We start from the raw sequence: 18,947 nt of genomic DNA, 5'->3' as shown, positions 1-18,947 counted from the left end.
TTTGCATACAATATTATTTATGAAATTTTATAATTACAACTTATAATAATGAAGGAAGAAACTCAACTTATTCAAAACATTTTATCTGATCCCCTTACAGGGGCAATATCTACTCCAATATATCAAACCTCTACTTACGTACAGGAAGCACCCGGGGTTCATAAAGGATTCGATTATACTAGAACTAATAATCCTACAAGAAAAATACTAGAAGATTTAATAACAAATTTGGAATATGGTCACGCTAGTTTAGCTTTTTCTTCTGGATTAGCATCTGTAGATGCCATACTAAAATTATTAAAATATGGAGATGAAATAGTCGCTGTAGATGATATTTATGGAGGAACATTTCGTTTACTAAATTTGTACAAAAAATTAGGGATTAATACCCAATTTGTAGATACAACGGATGCAGAAAAAACTATTTCTGCTATTTCCAATAATACAAAATTAGTTTGGTTGGAATCTCCAACTAATCCTACATTAAAAATTTCCGATATAGAATATATTAGTAAAAAATCTAAAAATAAAAATCCAACTATTTTAGTTGTTGTAGATAATACTTTCGCTTCTCCTGCCATTCAAAATCCTTTAAAATTAGGATCAGATATAGTAGTTCATAGTGCAACAAAATATTTAGCAGGTCATTCAGATGTATTAGCTGGATTAATTACAGTTAAAGATATAGATTTATATGAAAAGTTGAAATATATTCAAAATGCAACTGGTGGCGTTTTATCTCCTATCGATTGTTGGTTAACTATAAGAGGATGCCAAACATTATATTTACGTATAAAAAAACAATCTCAAAATGCATTTCAAATTGCTTCTTTTTTAAAGAATAAAAAAAATTCTGAAATAGATAAAATTTATTATCCTGGATTATCTCATCATAAAAATCATTTTATTGCAGTAAAACAACAACGATATTTCGGAGGTATTGTGTCTTTTAGTCTTAAAAAAAATACAATAGAATCAGCAAAAAAAGTTGTAACTTCTACCAAGTTATTCAAATTAGCAGAAAGTTTAGGAGGAACAAAAAGTTTAATTTGTCATCCAGCAACTATGACTCATAAATCCACTCCTTCAGAAATAAGAATTAATGCAGGAATACAAGATTCTCTTATTCGTTTATCTTTGGGGATAGAAAATGCAGAAGATCTTATAGAAGATCTTGATCAAGCTTTCAAATCATTATAATTTTTTATCATGCAATAAAATGCCTATATAAGAAAGTTCTTTACGAATCCTGTCCGATACAATCCAATTTCTTTGTTTTCTTGCCTCTGTATGAAATTGGATTAATCTATTTACGAGTATTTTTAATTTTATATAACTTTTTTCATAAGAATTCACTTCCTGAATTCCTAATATATCAAAAACAAAATAAACCATATATTCCTTTAATAAATTAACATGAGATTTCTCTATCTTATGAAGATAATTGTTATTAATAATACGGACAGCTTGAAATAGATGACTAATTAATAAAGGAATATTAAAATCATCATTAATAGCTTCATAACAAATGTCTATCCAATGATAGACATTAAAATAATTTTTTAATATATCTTTTGATGCTTCAGGTTCAAAATTTTTTAATACACTCATGGCTCTCATTATGCGATGATATCCTTTTTCTGCATCCACAAGTCCTTTATTGGAAAAATCTATAACATTTCTATAATGGGATTGTATAATAAAAAATCGAAAAATACTAGGAAAAAAAGTATTTTCACAAACCTTTTTGTGAATTACGTCTTTCAATTCTAAAAAATTTCCCGTAGATTTACTCATCTTCTTTCCGTTTAAAGTTAGCATATTAGTATGCATCCAATAATGTGCAAGATATTTTTTATTATAAATACCTATAGCTTGTGCTAACTCGCATTCATGATGAGGAAATTTTAAATCTATTCCACCCCCATGTATATCAAAAGTTTCGCCTAAATATTTTGTACTCATAGTAGTGCATTCTATATGCCAACCTGGAAATCCTTTTCCCCATGGAGAATTCCAATTCATAATATGACTCGAACAAGCTTTTTTCCAAAGAGAAAAATCTTGAAATCCACGTTTTTCCTCTGAAAATTTTAATTTTTTATGAAAAAGTTTATCAATTTTATTTTTACTAATAACACCGTAAGGATATAGTTTGATATATTTTTGTAAATCAAAATACACAGATCCATTGATCTCGTATGCCAATTTTTTTTTCATCAATACCTGAATCATATCTATTTGTTCTATAATATGGCCTGTTGCTGTAGGTTCTATACTTGGAGGTAGGACATTTAACATATTTAATAAATCGTGAAACGATAAAGTATATTTTTGAACTATTTCCATAGGTTCAAGACCTTCTATACGAGATTTTTTATAAATTTTGTCCTCTACATCATAATCTTCATTTTCTAAATGTCCGACATCCGTAATATTTCTGACATAACGAACTTTATAACCTAAGTGTTTTAAATAACGAAAAACAATATCAAATGATATAAAAGTTCTACAATTTCCCAAATGTAAATGGTTATAAACCGTGGGCCCACATACATAAATTCCAACATATTCCTTATGAATAGGCTTAAAAAATTCTTTTTTTTCTGTTAAAGAATTATATATTTTTAGATCATTTCTATTTTTTTTTTGATAATTTTTATTATCCATTTTTTACATTTAAGAAATTCCAATATGATGTAAAAACTCTCTTCTGATTTCTGAATTATTTTTGAAAGATCCTATTAATTCAGTAGTAATAGTACTACTATCTATATCCTTGATTCCACGAGAATTTACACATAAATGTTTTGCCTCTATAACACAAGCAACATCTTTTGTATCTAATATTTTTTGTAAAGATTGAACAATTTGTATAGTTAAACGTTCTTGAACTTGTGGTCTTTTTGCGTAAAAATTTACAATTCTATTGATTTTGGAAAGACCTACAACTTTTCCATTAGAAATATAACCTACATGAGCTTTTCCCACAATAGGAAGAAAATGATGTTCACAAGTAGAATAAACTGTTATATTTTTTTCTATTAACATTTGGTTATATTTATATTTATTTTCAAAAATGGAAAGATTAGGTCTATTTTTTGGATTCAAACCATTGAATATCTCTTGTATAAACATTTTTGCTACCCGTTTAGGTGTTTTACGTAAACTATCGTCATTCATATCTAAACCTAAAATTTTCATAATCTGAAAAAAGTGTTTTTTGATTTTTTCAATCTTTTCTTCATCACTAATAAAACAAGCTTCCTTATGCAAAGGCCCATCTGTATGGTCTGTATTGATTGAATGATTTAAAATAAAATTAGATTTTTGAGTCAATTTTTCTTCTTTTAAAATTTTTTTATGTTTTCCTTCCATCATAGAATGAACTTAATACATGAAAAACAAAGTTACGAAAACGATTCTGTATGATATATTTTATTTTATAACAATATAATTTTCATATTTTTATTTCATTAGGAATCTTGCATAGAGGAATAGGATTCATTTTATGTATATTTTTATCATGTAAGATTTTATATTTTTTTAAAATTTTATCTTCTATTTTAGAAAAAGTATAATCTTTTTTTTTCATAATTTCCATAGCCCATTCTAGCTCCTCATAAGTGGCACCTAACTGATCTTCATCTGATCTTTGATCTTCCCAAAGTCCATCAGTTGGTTTTGCTTTTTGAATTTCATCAATGATATTTAATTTTTTAGCTAAAAAACGTATTTCACTTTTGTTTAAATCAGCAATAGGATGGATATCCACCCCTCCATCTCCATATTTTGTAAAAAAACCTACACCAAAATCTTCCACTTTATTTCCAGTTCCAACAACAAGATAATCTTTCACGTTAGCATAATAGTATAAAGTTAACATACGAACACGAGATTTAACATTAGCTAATGCCAAAGAAAGTTTAGAATTTTCAATATCATTAGTAGTGATATCGCAAAAAGTTTTGAATAAAGTAGATAAATCTTTTTTTAAATAAAAAACATTTGAAAATCTTTTGATCAAGAATTTTGCATGTTTTATAGGTAACAAATTTTTTTTTTTTTCTAGAATAGGCATTTCTAATACTATAGTAGGAAATTTAGTCATAGCTACCAAAAAAGATGTTACTGAAGAATCAATTCCTCCAGATATTCCAATAATAAAGCCATTCGCTTTAGATTTTTTAATATATTCTTTTAACCAAAAAACAATATATTTCATTACTTTTTCTGTTTTCATCATTATTTAAATACATTAATTTAAAAAAAAAAAATTGAATATGTCTTTAATTCTAAATTTAGAAACTTCTACCAAAAATTGTTCAGTTAGTATTGCTAAAAATGGAAGATGTTTAGCTTCTGTAGAAGAATGTTCTGAAAAATATTTTCATGAAGAAAAATTACATATATTTATACAATATGCTATAAGCATTTCCGGAATTCATATTCAGGATTTAAAATCTATATGTGTTAGCAAAGGACCAGGATCTTATACTTCTTTGAGAATAGGTGCATCGGCTGCTAGAGGACTATGTTATGTTTTAAATATTCCTTTGCTATCTATAGATACACTAACTATAATGAGTTATAAAATAAATATAAAAAAAGGATTTTTGATTCCCATGATACATGCTAAATCAGATTTTTTTTATACTTCATTATTTAACGAATCAAAAGAAAGACTGAATCCTATTAGTATAAAAAAATTGGATGAAAATTTTTTCAATTTTTTATTAAAATTCAAGAATAAAAAAATCTCCTTTATAGGAAACATTCCTGATAATAAATTATTTTTCCATAATAGAAAAAAAGAATTTATATGTAAAACACCATCTGCGATGGATATGGCCCTTCTTTCTTACAAAAAATTTTGTAAAAAAGAATTTAATGATATAAAAAAATTTATACCTTTTTATTTATAAATAAACACGTAATATTTTTCAAAAAAAATTAGGTTTTCATGCCTAAAAATTGTTTATTTTACCGGAATGTTACTGAGTTTTTTAAAAAAAAGAGAAAAGATAAATATATTTCATAAAAAATTATGATCCAAATTAGATTACGAAATTTTTTGGATATAACTGCTCCAATTATATTTTTTTATATAATTATCTCTTTAGGATGGAAAACTTTTCGATTTTTTAATGTAGAAATTCTTTTAGGAATTGTATTTATAATAAGTATTATACACTTTTTTATTCTTTTTGATAAAAATATTGAAAAAGGTTATAAATCCATGATTTTTTTATCATTTTTTATATTGGTGCTTGCTCTTATTTTTCCTATTATAAAAATTTTATTCTGTTATAAAGATATAAATGCAAAAGATATAAAAATATCTACACTTATTAGTTTAATTCTATATGTACTAATTCGTGTTACATATTTTATGCGAATAGTATATGTTAAAATTCACAATCCTATTTTCATATTTATTACAAGTTTTGTTTTTTTATCTTTTTTGGGATCTATTTTATTAATGCTTCCTGCATCTACAATAAAAAAAATATCATTTATAGACGCTTTATTTACTTCTACTAGTGCGGTATGTGTAACCGGATTAGTAGTGTTAGATACAGCTAAAGATTTTACCTATTTAGGAAAAATTTTTATACTGATATTAATAGAATTAGGAGGATTAGGTATTTTAACTATAACTTCTTTTTTTAGTTACTTTTTTAGAGATGGATTTTCTTTTAAGGAAGCCATTTTTATTAGTAATTTTTTAAACACAAAAACAACAAGTAATGTTCTTAGTTTAGCTGTAAAAGTAGTCATGTTTACTTTATCAATAGAATTTATTGGTGCTTTATTAATTTATTTTTCTGTTAAAGAAAAAAATACAATAGAATCTGATGGTATTTTATTTTTTTCTATTTTTCATTCTATATCCGCTTTTTGTAATAGCGGATTTTCTACCTTAAGTCAAGGACTATATTCACCATCAGTGAGATTTAATTATCTATTGCAACTAATTATTGCTTGTTTATTAATATTAGGAGGAATAGGTTTTAATATTTTATTCAATTTTTTTACATATATGTGGTTAACTATAAAAAAGTATTTTTTTAAAATTTTTAAATATGAAGATTTTAGACGTCCTGCACATGTAGTAACTTTAAATACACAAATTGTTATTTTAACAACTTTTTTTTTGCTTTTTTTTGGAACCGTTTTTTATTATATAAGTGAATATAATTTTTCTCTTTCAGAACATTCTTCTTTTTATGGAAAATGGATAGTTTCGTTTTTCTCTTCAGCTACATCTAGAACTGCAGGTTTTCATGTATTAAACATGAATAGTCTAGCTCCAGCTACTATTTTTTTTACTATTTTTTTAATGTGGATAGGTGCCTCTCCAGCTTCTACTGGTGGAGGAATAAAAACAAGTACTTTTGCATTAGCATTAATGAATATTATTTCTTTATCTAGAGGAAAAAATAGATTAGAAATACAAAGAAGAGAAATATCTTCAGAATCCATTAGGTTATCTTTTTCAATTATCATGTTGTCTATAATAATAATATACATAAGTATTTTAATAATAATTTTTTTAGATCCAAAAGAAGATATTTTATCTATTTCTTTTGAAGTTTTTTCCGCTTTTTCTACAGCAGGATTATCTTTAGGTATTACTTCTAATTTATCAAACGGAAGTAAATTAATTTTAATATTTTTAATGTTGTTAGGAAGAATAGGAGTTTTCAATGTTATGATCGGTTTATTAAGAAAAAACAAAATTGGCTCTCATCATTATTACAGATATCCTAAAGGAAATATTCTTATTAATTAATATGAAAATTATAATTATTGGTTTAGGAAATTTTGGAAGATCTTTAGCTCTTAATTTAACAGATAATGGACACGAGGTTTTTGGTATAGATCATAAAATGGAAAAAGTAGATTTATTAAAAGATCATATAGCCAATGTAGTATGTATGGATGCAAATAATGAATCTGCTTATAAGGTGTTACCTATACAACAAGCAGATTTAGGAATTGTAGCCATTGGAGAAAATGAAGGATCATCAATAGTAACAACAGCTATACTGAAAAAATATAAGCATTTGAGAATCGTAAGTAGATCTTTATCTAAGATACATGATACAATATTAGAAGCTATGGGAATTAATGACGTGATTCATCCAGAACAAGATGCCGCCTTTCGATTGACTAAACAAATATCTTTTAATTATGCTTTAGATTATTTTAGAGTAGATAATAAGCATTCTATAGCAGAAGTTTTTTCTCCATCTTCTTTTAGTGGAAAATCTGTTAAAAGTTTAAAGTTAACACAAAAATATTCTGTCTCTTTAATCACTGTAATACGAGATATAAATAATCCAAAGTCCTCCAAGGGTACTCCTACAAGAAAAGTCATAGGATTAGTTACAGGAGATACTGTTTTACAAAAGGGAGATATATTAACTCTTTTTGGATCTAACAGATCTATCATGAACTTTGTAAAAGATAAAAATAATAATCATAATTAATATTTACTGCTCAAAAAGTTTTGATTAAGGGAAATAAAACTTATTATTACATGTAAGGATATTTATAATCTTTACTTTCCTTAAAAAAAGGATTTCCTTCAGAAAAATTTAATCTTCTAAAATTTGAAAATAAAATATACATAAAAAATCCTCCTATTATTAATAAAGAACCTATTATTTCGAAGATACAAAATTGAATTCCTTGATTAATATCTGGAGCAATTAAATTGTATATATCTATGTAATGACCTATGAGTAAAATGAAAGATACTAAAAATACTATTCGGTAATTTAACTTATTTTTACTACTAATTAATGCAAAAAAAGGAATTACAAAATTAGGAATAAGCATCCAAAAATGAATAGAATTATAGATTTCTTCTCTTTTTATGAAATATATAATTTCTTCTGGTATATTACCATACCAATAAAGTAGAAATTGGGAGAACCAAAGATAAGTCCATAATAAGCTTCCAGAAAATAGATATTTGCTTAAATCATGTAAATGGCTTTTATTAAATAAGGGGAAGTTCCCTTTTTTATTAAGATAAATAGCAGTTATTGTGATTGTACTTATTCCTGTTATAATAAAACTGCTTAAAACATACCATCCAAATAAAGTACTGAACCAATGTGGGTTTAAAGACATAACCCAATCCCATATCATAAATGTAGAAATGATAGAGAAAAATATAACATAAATAACAGATCTAAAATATAATTTTTTATAATCATTTAAAGAATGTGATATGTATAATTTACGAGAAATTTTTCTAATATTTGAATAAAAGAAACTACATCCTAATACATAAATCACACTTCTTACTAAGAAAAACGGAATATTTAAAAATAATCTTTTGCTTGCAATAATTTTATCATACTTTAAAGAAATAGGATTATATAAATTGGGATCCATCCAATGAAATATATGCACAATATCCATTGTATTTAATAATAATATGATAAAAATCATCCCCATACCATATGGTATAAAAGATGAAATTTCCTCCATAATAGGATGAATAATCACGGACCAACCTGATTTTGAAACATTTTGTATTCCTAAAAAAAATAATGATCCTAAAGATATAGAGGTAAAATAAAAAATAGAAATATATAATTCTATCCAAGGGTTATGATCTTTTATATTAAGATTCTTTTTTTCTATCCCTGTAAAAACAGGATAATTTTTTTTATTTTCTATAAATATTTGATCTAAAGAAATGAAAATAAAACCTGTGATGATAATAATAAAAATGATAATTTTTTTATTCATTTTATAAAGTATAAAAAGTATAAAGTTGATACATGTTTATTTGTTTTTTATAAACATAACATATTCTGATACTCTCCATCTATCTGTTTCGTTTAATTGTGAAGCATAAGAGTTCATATTATTTTTTCCATATGTAATAACATAATAAATACTTCCAAGACTAAGGTCTCTGTCTTTATAACTAGGTACACCCAAAATTTTTTCGTTTTTGACTAATTCTCCTTGTCCATCTCCATTTTTACCGTGACATATAGAACAGTTGATTTGATATAATTTTTCTCCTTTTTTTATCATAATTTCTTTTTTTTCATGATTTCTATATAGTGGATTTTGAATTATATTTTTTGAATAATTAAATCCTTTATTTTTAATATCTATAAAATTATAAAATGAATTAGTTCTAGAGACCGTACCTTCTACAGGTAACAATGAAGAAGTCTTGTATTTTGAAAATAAAGGGATTTTAATTCTTTTATTTTTTTTATTCTTGTAATTTGAATAAGGATCTGAATAGGGTTCATATGCTTCTGAATAATACATATCTGGCATATACACTACATTAGGTTTAGTTTTATCAAACCAACAAGATTCTAAAAATACTAAAAAAATGATATCTAGAATCATAATGATTTCGTAAAAATATCTATTCATAACATTTAACTAACTTATATTTTTTAATTGGATCTATCGTTTTTTTATTATAACTTCCATAGCTCCATTTTCTTTTAATAAATTCACTAATTTATCAATATTTCTTTCAGTATGAATTTCTATTAAAAAAATGTTATCAGTAGTTCTTGGATCTGGATTTTTAGGCATACGTCCTGGAAATAATCTACACTGAATAAGGTAAGTAATACACATAAAATGTGCAGAAAAAAAAATTGATAACTCAAATATAACAGGAATAAAAGAAGGAATATTTCTAATCCAAGAAAAAGAGGGTTTTCCTCCAATATTTTGAGGCCAATCCCAAATCATCATATACCAAGTTAATACACAAGCTATGCAAAAACCTAAAAATCCATATATAAAAGATAAAAAAGATAAATTCGTTTTTTTTAATTTTAACACTTCACTCAAATTATGAATTGGAAAAGGAGAATAAACTTCATGTATGTTATAATTATGATATTGTATAATTTTTATACTACTTATTAGCGTATTATCATTATTATATAATGCATGTACATATATATTCATTTCATTATTTTTTTATGATCCGTTTTCAATATTGTTTTTAATTCTGATTGTGAAATCACAGGAAAAGTACGTATGTACAATAAATAAAGAATAAAAAAAAGACCAATAGTTCCTATAAAGATTCCAACATCCACAAATGAGGGAACAAAACCAGTCCAAGAAGAAGGAAGATAGTCATGACTGAGATTTAAAACAATAATATCAAATCTTTCAAACCACATTCCAATATTTATTATAATAGCTATAACATAGGACCAAAAAAAACTTCTTCGTACAGATTTAATCCATAGAAATTGAGGTATAAGAATATTACATATGATTAGTGCCCAAAAAGCCCACCAAAATGGTCCTTTAGATGCTTCTGCAGAAAAATAAATGAATTTTTCAAAAGGATTTCCTGAATACCAAGCAAGAATAAATTCTGATATGTAAGCTAATAAAACAATTCCTCCTGTTAATAAAATAATCATATTCATATACTCAATATGAGTTCTGGTAATATAATTCTCTAGAGAAAGAACTTTTCTTGCTACGCCTAATAAAGTTTGTACCATAGCAAATCCAGAAAATATAGCACCTGCTACAAAATAAGGAGGGAATATTGTACTATGCCAACCCTTAATCACAGAAGTAGAAAAATCAAAAGAAACTATAGTGTGAACAGAGAAGACTAATGGAGTACACAAACCAGCTAAAATTAAGGATATTTCTTCAAATCTTTGCCAATCTTTGGATGTACCTCCCCATCCAAAGCTAAGAATACTATATATTTTTTTTTGAAAAGGATCTGAAATCCGATCTCGTATCATTGCAAAATCTGGAATTAATCCCATAAACCAAAAAACCGTAGAAACAGAAAAATAAGTACTAATTGCAAATACATCCCATAATAAAGGAGAATTAAAATTCGGCCATAAAGTTCCAAATTGATTAGGAATAGGTAATACCCAATGAGCATTCCACGGTCTTCCCATATGAATAATAGGGAATAATCCAGCTTGGATTACTGCAAAAATTGTCATTGCTTCTGCTGATCGATTAATAGATAAACGCCATTTTTGACGAAATAATAATAACACAGCTGAAATCAAAGTTCCAGCATGACCAATTCCAACCCACCAAACAAAATTGGTAATATCCCAAGCCCAGTTAATTGTTCTATTTAATCCCCATACTCCTATCCCTGTTCCGATTGTGTAAAAAATGCATATCAGTCCCCACAAAAAAGCTAAAATAGAAATAAATAAAGAAATCCACCAAAGTTTTCCTGCTTTATTTTTTATAGGATTTAATATATCATCAGTAATGTTTTTAAATGTTTTTTTTCCTAAAATTAGTGGTTTTCTTATAGGAGATTCATAATGATTTAACATAATTTTTTCTATTTCATTTTTTCTATTTCATTTTTCTTATTATTTCTAATTTTTAATTGATAAGAAACATTTGGTCTTACTCCTATAAAATCCAATAGTTTATAAGATCTAGTATTTTTTATTTTTTGAGAAATAAGACTAGATGAATCGTTAATATCTCCAAAAGTAATAGCTTTCGTAGGACAAGAAACACTGCAAGCAGTTTCAAACTCTTCATCTCTCACTTTCCTATTTTCTTTTTTTGCTATTCCTATAACATATTGAGTTCTTTGTATACATAAAGAGCATTTCTCCATTACTCCTCTGGTTCTAACCACAACATCTGGGTTTAATACCATTTTTCCTAAAGGATTATTCATGTTAAAATCAAATTTTTGATTATTAGCATAATCAAACCAATTAAATCGTCTTACTTTGTAAGGGCAATTATTCGCACAATAACGAGTTCCTACACAACGATTGTAAGCCATCATATTTTGCCCTTGTCTTCCATGAGAAGTTGCTCCAACTGGACATACTGTTTCACAAGGAGCGTGATCGCAATGTTGACACATAATTGGTTGAAAAGAAACTCTTGGATTATCATAAATATTTTCTTCATTATTCTTGTTATCTTTTTCTTTTTTTGAAAAATAATATCTATCTATACGTAACCAATGCATATCTCTAGATTTTTCTATTTCCTCTTTTCCAACAATAGGGACATTATTTTCTGAATGACATGCAATAATGCAAGCTCCACATCCGATACAAGCATTTAAATCTATAGATAAATTGAAATGAGGGCCCTTCTCTTTTTCTTTATAACTATTATTCCAAATAGAAATTTTTTCTGTAGAAAACATTCCTTTATGAGTTAAAATTTTTTCCTCTTCATTCCAAATTTCTTTTGGATATTTTAAAAACGTTTCTAAATCTGTTTCCTTAACTAAATTTCTTCCTTCCGTTGTATGATGCAATTGTACGCAAGCAAATTTATGTATTTTGTTTACTTTTTTTATTTGTATATTATCTTGTATTGTAAGAAAATTTTCATAGCTTCTATAAGCATTTTTTCCATTAACTAGCTTAGACAATTTTCCTTTTTTTTGACCATAACCAAAAGCTAAACCTACAGATCCTATGGCTTGTCCAGGTTGAATAAAAATAGGAATACTTTTGATTATTATTTCATTTTTTTTAATTAAATCTACGCAATTTCCATTTAAAGATCCATCCCCTGAATTCCAGTTTTTTACTCCTATTTTTCTTGCATCAAAATGTGATATAGTTAAATAATTATCCCATGTAGTACGCGTAATGGGATCCGGAAGTTCTTGTAACCAAGGGTTGTTATATTGAGAACCATCTCCCATGCTAATTTTAGTGTATAATCTAAGTTCAAAATTTTTTACTATTTTATTATTAATTATTTTTTTTTCATACTCTTGTATTTTTTTTTCATTTATTGAAAAATTTTTTGAATTTAAAATAGACTCCTGGTTTTTAATCTTTACTACTCCATGAAACAAAGCTTCATTAAAAGAAGAAATATTAGATTTAGGAATTATATTTTCTTCCCAAATTTTTTTCAAATATTTATAATAATTTTTTTCTTTAATTCCACTCCAAATAATTAAAGAATCCTGAAATTGTCTTGTATTGAAAATACATTGAATAGTAGGCTGAATTAATGTATAAATATTAGTAATAGGATGAGTATCTCCCCAACTTTCCAGCCAATGAGGAGTAGGGGCTAAGACATCCATAATTTCATTTGTTTCATCTTTATTTGCAGAAAAAGAAACTGTTAAAGGTATTTTTTTTATAAACTTTTTAAATTTTTTAGAAACATATAATGGAAGACTATAAATAGGATTAACATTATGAATAAATAAACCTCCAACATTTTCTCTATCTAAATCTTTCAAAAAATTTTTGAATTCATTATCATTACTTTCTTTCGATAAAAAATATTTATCTTTTTGTAATGCAAGGCTATTAATTTTTTTATTAATTAAAAAGGATAATTCATAAGACTCTTGATCTCCATCTGCAAGAATAACACATTTAGATCTCATTTTATTTATTAATGAAACTATTTTTTCCGTATTTTTATTCTTAGGTTTTTTTCCTAAAAAAATTGTTTGAAAAATTTCAAGCAACATTTTTTTTACATCAGAAGGTTTTTTAGATAAACGAAGATCTGCATTAGCTCCAGTTATTGTCATATTACTTTCTATTTGAATATGTTGTAACATGTTTTTCTTAGGTTTTCTATTAAAAACATAAGATTTAGCCATATTTTCTGGACACCAGTCACCTAAAAAATCTGCATCGAAAGAAATTATTAATTCTGATTTTTTCAAATCAAAAATGGGAAAACCTCTAACTCCAAATATCTCTTTTGAAGCGTCCAAAGCATTGGAATATGAAATAGGATCGTAAGTAATCCATTTAGTATAAGGATATTTTTTTTTAAAATCTTGAATTAATTTTTTTGTAGAAAAACTGGGATAAGAATGAGATAAAAAAATTATATCTTTTTTTGTTTTAGATAAATATTTTAAATGTTGAATTATATAATTATCTACTTCTTTCCAAGAACTTTTTTTTCCTTTTAAAAAAGGATTTTTTAATTTTTCCTCATCATAAAGAGATAACAAAGAAGATTGTATTCTTGAAGAAGTTGCATTAAAATATTCAGAATAAAAATTAGGTTCTATTTTTATAGGACGACCTTCTCTTGTTTTGACTAAAACACTTCCTATATCGAAAGAATCAATCATAGTTGATGCATAATAATTAGGAATTCCTGGAGTTATATTGTCTGGTTTTACAACATAAGGAATAGATTTTATTACTGGTCCTTTACATGCAGCTAAAGTCACTGAAGCTGTGCTAAAACCTAACCATTTAATAAAATCACGTCTAGATGTCTCTCCTTTCATAATATCTTTTACCGGATTGTAATTTTCAAATATTTTTTCTTTTTTATTTGATTTCATAATAATAATTCTATAATAATTAATTGCTTTGGTATTCATTCATTTTCATTCAATAATGACATTTAGCACATTCAGTTCCTCCAACCATATCAACAGTTATTTTACTTTTTTCGTTTGAAAAATATTCTTTATAATACTGATTTTTTGTATCTATTTCTGCATTTCTATGACAAGAAATACACCATTCCATGGTAAAATCATTAGACATTTCTATTGTATCCATTTTTTGTACTTCTCCGTGACAAGCGTTACAAACTAAATTTACTTTTTTTAATTCTTTAATTTTTTTTTCTCCTGTTATGATATGTTGAGAATGATCGAAATAGACAAAGTCTGGCATATTATGAATACGAATCCATTGAATAGGATGAATTTTTTTAGAATATTTCCTTGTTTCTGGATCCCATCCTACAGCGTGATATATTTTTTGTATTTCTTGATTGTATTCCTTTCTATTTTTTCCTTTTTCCAAATAGTCTCCATTATATTCATGAATAGTAATATGACAACTCATACAAACATTAACTGAAGGAATTCCAGATACTTTTCCATATTTTGCAGAAGAATGACAGTATTGACAATCAATTTTATTAATTTCAGAATGAATTTTATGAGAGAAATAAATAGGTTGTTCAGGTTTATATCCTTTATTAACATCTATTTTCATTAACAAATTCCAAGTCTCATATATTCCTGATAAAAAAAATAATCCTATTAAACAAGAAAATAGATACCACTTCCTTTTATTATTTCCTAATATTTTTTTGTATAAAATACTTGTTATGAAATCTATTTTACTTAAAATAGTAACCCTTGTTTCTTCTTTATTATTAATTAATTTGATTAGAATCTGAATTCTATACAAAATCCAAAATAGAATTAAAGACAAAATCACAAGACAAAAAACAATTAATTTTATTAAAAATTGTTTTTCTTCTTTTTCCTTATCATTGTCATTAATATCCTTATTATTAATATCATTAATTTCTTTTTTTTCTTTTACATTGGGATTTTGTATAAAAGATAATATATCATCGATTTGTTTTTCAGATAACTGAGGAAATGAATTCATTTCTATATTTCCATATTCCTTATAAATTGCTATAGCTTCTTTATCTCCACTTTCTCTTAAAGATTTATTATTCTTAATCCATTGATGTAACCATTTACGACTTCTTTTTTCAGTTACATCATGTAAAGCGGGCCCTATCATTTTTTTTTCTAAATCTAGGGAATGACATGCTGTACAATTTTTTTTAAAAAGTTCAGTTCCGTTTTCAACGTCTCCTTTTATGGGATTACTATCAGCTTTCAGTATTCCTTCTCCTATTAAAAAAAAATAAAAAATGAAAATAAAAAACGAAATTCTTATCATACTTTATAATGAATTCATAACTGTTTTATACAACAAAAATAGAATAAAAGAAAAAAATCCCATTTTTTAGAAAAAAAAATTCGTAAATTTCTTTTTTGAATCTTTAACTTTGTTTCATGAAAAAGATTTGTTTTTTTTTCTTAATGTTAGTGACTATGATATCTAATCATTTGAATTCCAAATATTATAAATCTAGAGAATTGTACAAAATTAAATTTTTTGAAGAAAAATTATCGAATGGATTACATGTTATCTTACACCAAGATAAGACTAATCCTTTAGTTTCTATTTCCGTACTGTATCATGTAGGAAGTAAAAACGAGACCCCTGGTAGATCTGGGTTTGCTCATTTTTTCGAACATCTTATGTTTGAAGGATCTAAAAATATTAAAAAAGGAGAATATTTCAAGTATATAGCTTATAATGGAGGAAAAAATAACGCTTACACAAATCATGATGAAACTTGTTATTATGAAATATTACCATCTGATCGACTTCCATTAGCATTATGGTTAGAATCTGAGAGGATGCTGCATGCTAAAGTTGATGAAGAAAGTATTAATATACAAAGAGAAGTGGTAAAAGAAGAAAAGAAAATGCGTGTAGAAAATCAGCCGTATGTAAAAGCAATTACAGAAATTATTCCTTCTTTATTATTCAAAAAACATCCATATAAATATCCAATTATTGGATTTTACCAAGATTTAGATGCAGCTACAGAGGCTGATTATAAAGAATTTTATAAAACTTACTATGTTCCAAATAATGCAATTTTAGTTGTAACAGGTGATTTCGATATGAACGAAGCTAGAATATTAATTAAAAAATATTTTGCATCTATACCTAAAGGAAAAATAGATTTTAGAATGAAAAAAATAGAAGAAGAACCGATAAAAAAAGAAATATTATTTACTTACGTTGATAAAAATACTAAAGTTCCTGGAGTCTTTTTATCCTACAGAGCTCCCAAGCTCACAAATAAAGATTCTTATATATTAAAAATTATAGATCATGTATTATCTTCTGGAGAAAGTTCACGCATAATAAAAAATATAGTAAATACGAAACAAATAGCTTCTTATGCCGGTTCATTTCTAGATAGTATGGAAGATTATGGTATTTTCGTTGTATACGGATTAATTAATCCTGGAATTTCATTAGATCAACTAACAAAAACAATAGATAAAGAAATAGATATTTTAAAAGAAAAAGGAATAACACAATATGAATTGGAAAAACAAATAAACTATTTTGAAAAAAAATTCATTTCCGATAATTATTCTATGAGTGGAATAGCTGCAAATTTATCTCATTATTATCTATATTATTGCAATGCTGATTTAATTAATACTGATATAGAAAAATATCGGAAAATAACCGTAGAAGATATAAAAAGAGTTGCTAATAAATACCTTAATAAAAATAATAGAGTTCGTTTATATAATGTTCCAGATAAAAATAACACAGATAAATAAATTTTTTGTAAGAATTATTTTTAGTGTAATAATTTTTTTTCATACAATAATCATGTTGGCTAATACAAATACATTTAATAGAAATAAACCACCCCAATCTCTAAAAAGAAAAGTCATTATAAACATTGAAAAACCTAAATTTTTTCAAATGAAAAATGGTTTAAAAGTTTTAGTTGTAGAAAATCATAAACTTCCATTAGTTAGAATTGGGTTGGAATTGGATTCCAAACCTTTTTTAGAAAAAGATAAAGCAGGTATAAAAAAAATTTTTGGTCAAATGTTCCGTTCTGGAACAAAAAATTATACCAAGGAGAAATTAGATGATATTATTGATTATATGGGATGTAGTTTGTATACATCGTTTTCTGAAATATCCATTTTTACTATGAAGAAGTATCTGGATAAATCTGTATCTATTATGAGTGATCTTTTGATGAATAGTCAATTTGATAATTCTAGGGAATTAGAGAAAATAATTAAACAAAGAATTATAGATATTAATCTATCGGAAAAAGATCCAAATGCTATTTTACAACGAGTACAAAATGTTTTATATTTTGGAAAAAATCATCCTTATGGGGAATATGAAACTCATGAAACGATTAAAAACATTACTCTTCATGATCTGAAAAAATTGTACGAAAAATATTATCTACCAAATAGATCCTATTTATCTTTTATTGGAGATATATCCAAAAAAGAAGCGGAAAAATTATGTTCACTTTATTTTTCTAAATGGAAAAATAAATCATATGTAGATGACCCTATTATCAAGGAATATAAAATTCCATCGGAAATAGAAATAGATATAGTGGATATTCCTTCTTTAACTCAATCTACTATTTGTTTTGGTGGACCAGTTTGTTTAAAAAAAAGTGATCCTGAATATTTTTCTTCTATATTAGCGAATGGAATTTTGGGTGGAGGACCTCAAAGTCGTTTATTTTTAAATCTTAGAGAAAAAAAGGCTTATACATATGGGGCTTATTCTGTTTTAAAATCTGATAAAAATATTGGCTACTTCTCTGTTTATACTCAAGTGAGAAATGAAGTGACAGAGAAAGCTATAAAGGATATTATAAAAGAAATTGTTAAAATAACGGAAAACAAAATTTCTTTAGAAGAATTAAATATTAAGAAAAAAGAAATAAGCGGTCAATTTATTCTTGATTTTGAAGATCCCAATAGAATTAGTGATCTTTTTATATGTGAATTAAAAAATAATCTTCCAAGTGGATTTTATAAAAATTATTTGAATAAACTAGAATCAGTTACTATAAATAATATACTACAATCATGTAGAAAATTTTTCTTAACAAAAAATGGTAGAATTATAATTGTTGGAAGAGCCCGTGATATATTACCTAATCTAAAAAAATTAGGTTATCCTATTCGTTATTTTGATCAATTTGGATCTTTAATAAATGAAAAATGAACAAATAGATTCTTCTTTAAATTTAGAAGAACGTATTATTTCTGTATTAAAAAATATATATGATCCAGAAATTTCAGTAGATATTTATGAATTAGGTCTGATTTATGATATTCAAATTTCAGGAGAAAAAAAAGTTAAAATAGTAATGACTTTAACTACGCCTAATTGTCCAGTAGCAGAAAGCTTACCTTTAGAAGTCAAAGATAAAGTTCAATCTATACAAGAAATAAAAGAAGTAGATGTAGTTTTAACATTTGATCCACCTTGGAGTAGGGAATTTATGAGTGAAGAGGCTCGTTTAGAATTAGGATTATTATAAATTTTTTT

General features: G+C 25.7%; 16 protein-coding genes. 7 read left to right on the top strand and 9 right to left on the bottom strand.

Annotation, left to right across the window (positions count from 1 at the left end; translation table 11 throughout):
* Positions 1 to 48: 48 nt before the first annotated feature.
* Positions 49 to 1,200: a trans-sulfuration enzyme family protein gene (locus tag H0H50_RS00355; RefSeq protein WP_185867204.1), complete on the top strand. Its 1,152-nt coding sequence runs from the start codon at positions 49 to 51 to the stop codon at positions 1,198 to 1,200.
* On the opposite strand, the gene cysS is transcribed toward H0H50_RS00355, so the two are convergent.
* The 3 genes from cysS to nadE form a co-directional block, all read right to left on the bottom strand.
* Positions 1,195 to 2,670, bottom strand: coding sequence for a cysteine--tRNA ligase (gene cysS / locus H0H50_RS00350; protein ID WP_185867203.1), 1,476 nt, complete (start codon positions 2,668 to 2,670; stop codon positions 1,195 to 1,197). The genes H0H50_RS00355 and cysS overlap by 6 nt on opposite strands.
* Positions 2,671 to 2,679: 9 nt before the next feature.
* Complete coding sequence (gene folE / locus H0H50_RS00345) at positions 2,680 to 3,381, bottom strand: GTP cyclohydrolase I FolE (protein WP_185867202.1); 702 nt, start codon at positions 3,379 to 3,381, stop codon at positions 2,680 to 2,682.
* Between the two features lie 79 nt (positions 3,382 to 3,460).
* Positions 3,461 to 4,246: an NAD(+) synthase gene (gene nadE, locus H0H50_RS00340; protein ID WP_394798962.1), complete on the bottom strand. Its 786-nt coding sequence runs from the start codon at positions 4,244 to 4,246 to the stop codon at positions 3,461 to 3,463.
* A gap of 37 nt (positions 4,247 to 4,283) precedes the next feature.
* Between nadE and tsaB the strand changes: the two genes are divergently transcribed.
* The 3 genes from tsaB to H0H50_RS00325 all read left to right on the top strand — a co-directional run bounded on the left by tsaB (position 4,284) and on the right by H0H50_RS00325 (position 7,496).
* The gene (gene tsaB, locus H0H50_RS00335) at positions 4,284 to 4,925 is read left to right on the top strand and encodes a tRNA (adenosine(37)-N6)-threonylcarbamoyltransferase complex dimerization subunit type 1 TsaB (RefSeq protein ID WP_185867201.1); all 642 of its coding nucleotides are present in this window, start codon (positions 4,284 to 4,286) and stop codon (positions 4,923 to 4,925) included.
* 122 nt (positions 4,926 to 5,047) lie between these two features.
* Positions 5,048 to 6,796, top strand: a complete 1,749-nt coding sequence (locus H0H50_RS00330; RefSeq protein WP_185867200.1) for a TrkH family potassium uptake protein — start codon at positions 5,048 to 5,050, stop codon at positions 6,794 to 6,796.
* 1 nt (position 6,797) lies between these two features.
* Positions 6,798 to 7,496, top strand: a complete 699-nt coding sequence (locus tag H0H50_RS00325) for a potassium channel family protein (RefSeq protein WP_185867199.1) — start codon at positions 6,798 to 6,800, stop codon at positions 7,494 to 7,496.
* 46 nt (positions 7,497 to 7,542) lie between these two features.
* On the opposite strand, the gene H0H50_RS00320 is transcribed toward H0H50_RS00325, so the two are convergent.
* The 6 genes from H0H50_RS00320 to H0H50_RS00295 are packed head-to-tail and all read right to left on the bottom strand — an operon-like array spanning position 7,543 to position 15,710.
* Positions 7,543 to 8,772: a hypothetical protein gene (locus H0H50_RS00320; protein WP_185867198.1), complete on the bottom strand. Its 1,230-nt coding sequence runs from the start codon at positions 8,770 to 8,772 to the stop codon at positions 7,543 to 7,545.
* Positions 8,773 to 8,808: 36 nt separating this feature from the next.
* Positions 8,809 to 9,423: a c-type cytochrome gene (locus H0H50_RS00315; RefSeq protein ID WP_185867197.1), complete on the bottom strand. Its 615-nt coding sequence runs from the start codon at positions 9,421 to 9,423 to the stop codon at positions 8,809 to 8,811.
* Positions 9,424 to 9,456: 33 nt separating this feature from the next.
* Positions 9,457 to 9,975 carry a DUF3341 domain-containing protein gene (locus H0H50_RS00310; RefSeq protein WP_185867196.1) on the bottom strand — a complete coding sequence of 173 codons (519 nt, stop codon included), beginning with the start codon at positions 9,973 to 9,975 and terminating at the stop codon, positions 9,457 to 9,459.
* Positions 9,972 to 11,348: an NrfD/PsrC family molybdoenzyme membrane anchor subunit gene (nrfD, locus tag H0H50_RS00305; protein ID WP_185867195.1), complete on the bottom strand. Its 1,377-nt coding sequence runs from the start codon at positions 11,346 to 11,348 to the stop codon at positions 9,972 to 9,974. Before nrfD ends, H0H50_RS00310 begins: the two co-directional genes overlap by 4 nt.
* A gap of 8 nt (positions 11,349 to 11,356) precedes the next feature.
* Positions 11,357 to 14,335 carry a 4Fe-4S dicluster domain-containing protein gene (locus H0H50_RS00300; protein ID WP_185867194.1) on the bottom strand — a complete coding sequence of 993 codons (2,979 nt, stop codon included), beginning with the start codon at positions 14,333 to 14,335 and terminating at the stop codon, positions 11,357 to 11,359.
* Between the two features lie 49 nt (positions 14,336 to 14,384).
* On the bottom strand, positions 14,385 to 15,710 hold the full coding sequence (locus H0H50_RS00295; protein WP_185867193.1) for a c-type cytochrome: 1,326 nt from the start codon (positions 15,708 to 15,710) through the stop codon (positions 14,385 to 14,387).
* Between the two features lie 143 nt (positions 15,711 to 15,853).
* Between H0H50_RS00295 and H0H50_RS00290 the strand changes: the two genes are divergently transcribed.
* Genes H0H50_RS00290 through H0H50_RS00280 form a run of 3 tightly spaced genes read left to right on the top strand, consistent with a single transcriptional unit; the run spans position 15,854 to position 18,939 of the window.
* A complete protein-coding gene (locus H0H50_RS00290) occupies positions 15,854 to 17,185 on the top strand; it encodes a M16 family metallopeptidase (RefSeq protein WP_238784202.1) in 1,332 nt (443 codons plus the stop codon).
* Complete coding sequence (locus H0H50_RS00285) at positions 17,154 to 18,620, top strand: M16 family metallopeptidase (RefSeq protein WP_185867191.1); 1,467 nt, start codon at positions 17,154 to 17,156, stop codon at positions 18,618 to 18,620. Before H0H50_RS00290 ends, H0H50_RS00285 begins: the two co-directional genes overlap by 32 nt.
* Complete coding sequence (locus H0H50_RS00280; protein ID WP_185867190.1) at positions 18,610 to 18,939, top strand: iron-sulfur cluster assembly protein; 330 nt, start codon at positions 18,610 to 18,612, stop codon at positions 18,937 to 18,939. The genes H0H50_RS00285 and H0H50_RS00280 overlap by 11 nt, the downstream gene beginning before the upstream one ends.
* Positions 18,940 to 18,947: the final 8 nt, after the last annotated feature.

Source organism: Blattabacterium cuenoti, assembly GCF_014252015.1.
Classification (GTDB): Bacteria; Bacteroidota; Bacteroidia; order Flavobacteriales; family Blattabacteriaceae; genus Blattabacterium; species Blattabacterium cuenoti_U.
Note: the sequence above shows the minus strand (reverse complement) of the source record. Positions and strands in the feature narration are given on the sequence as shown.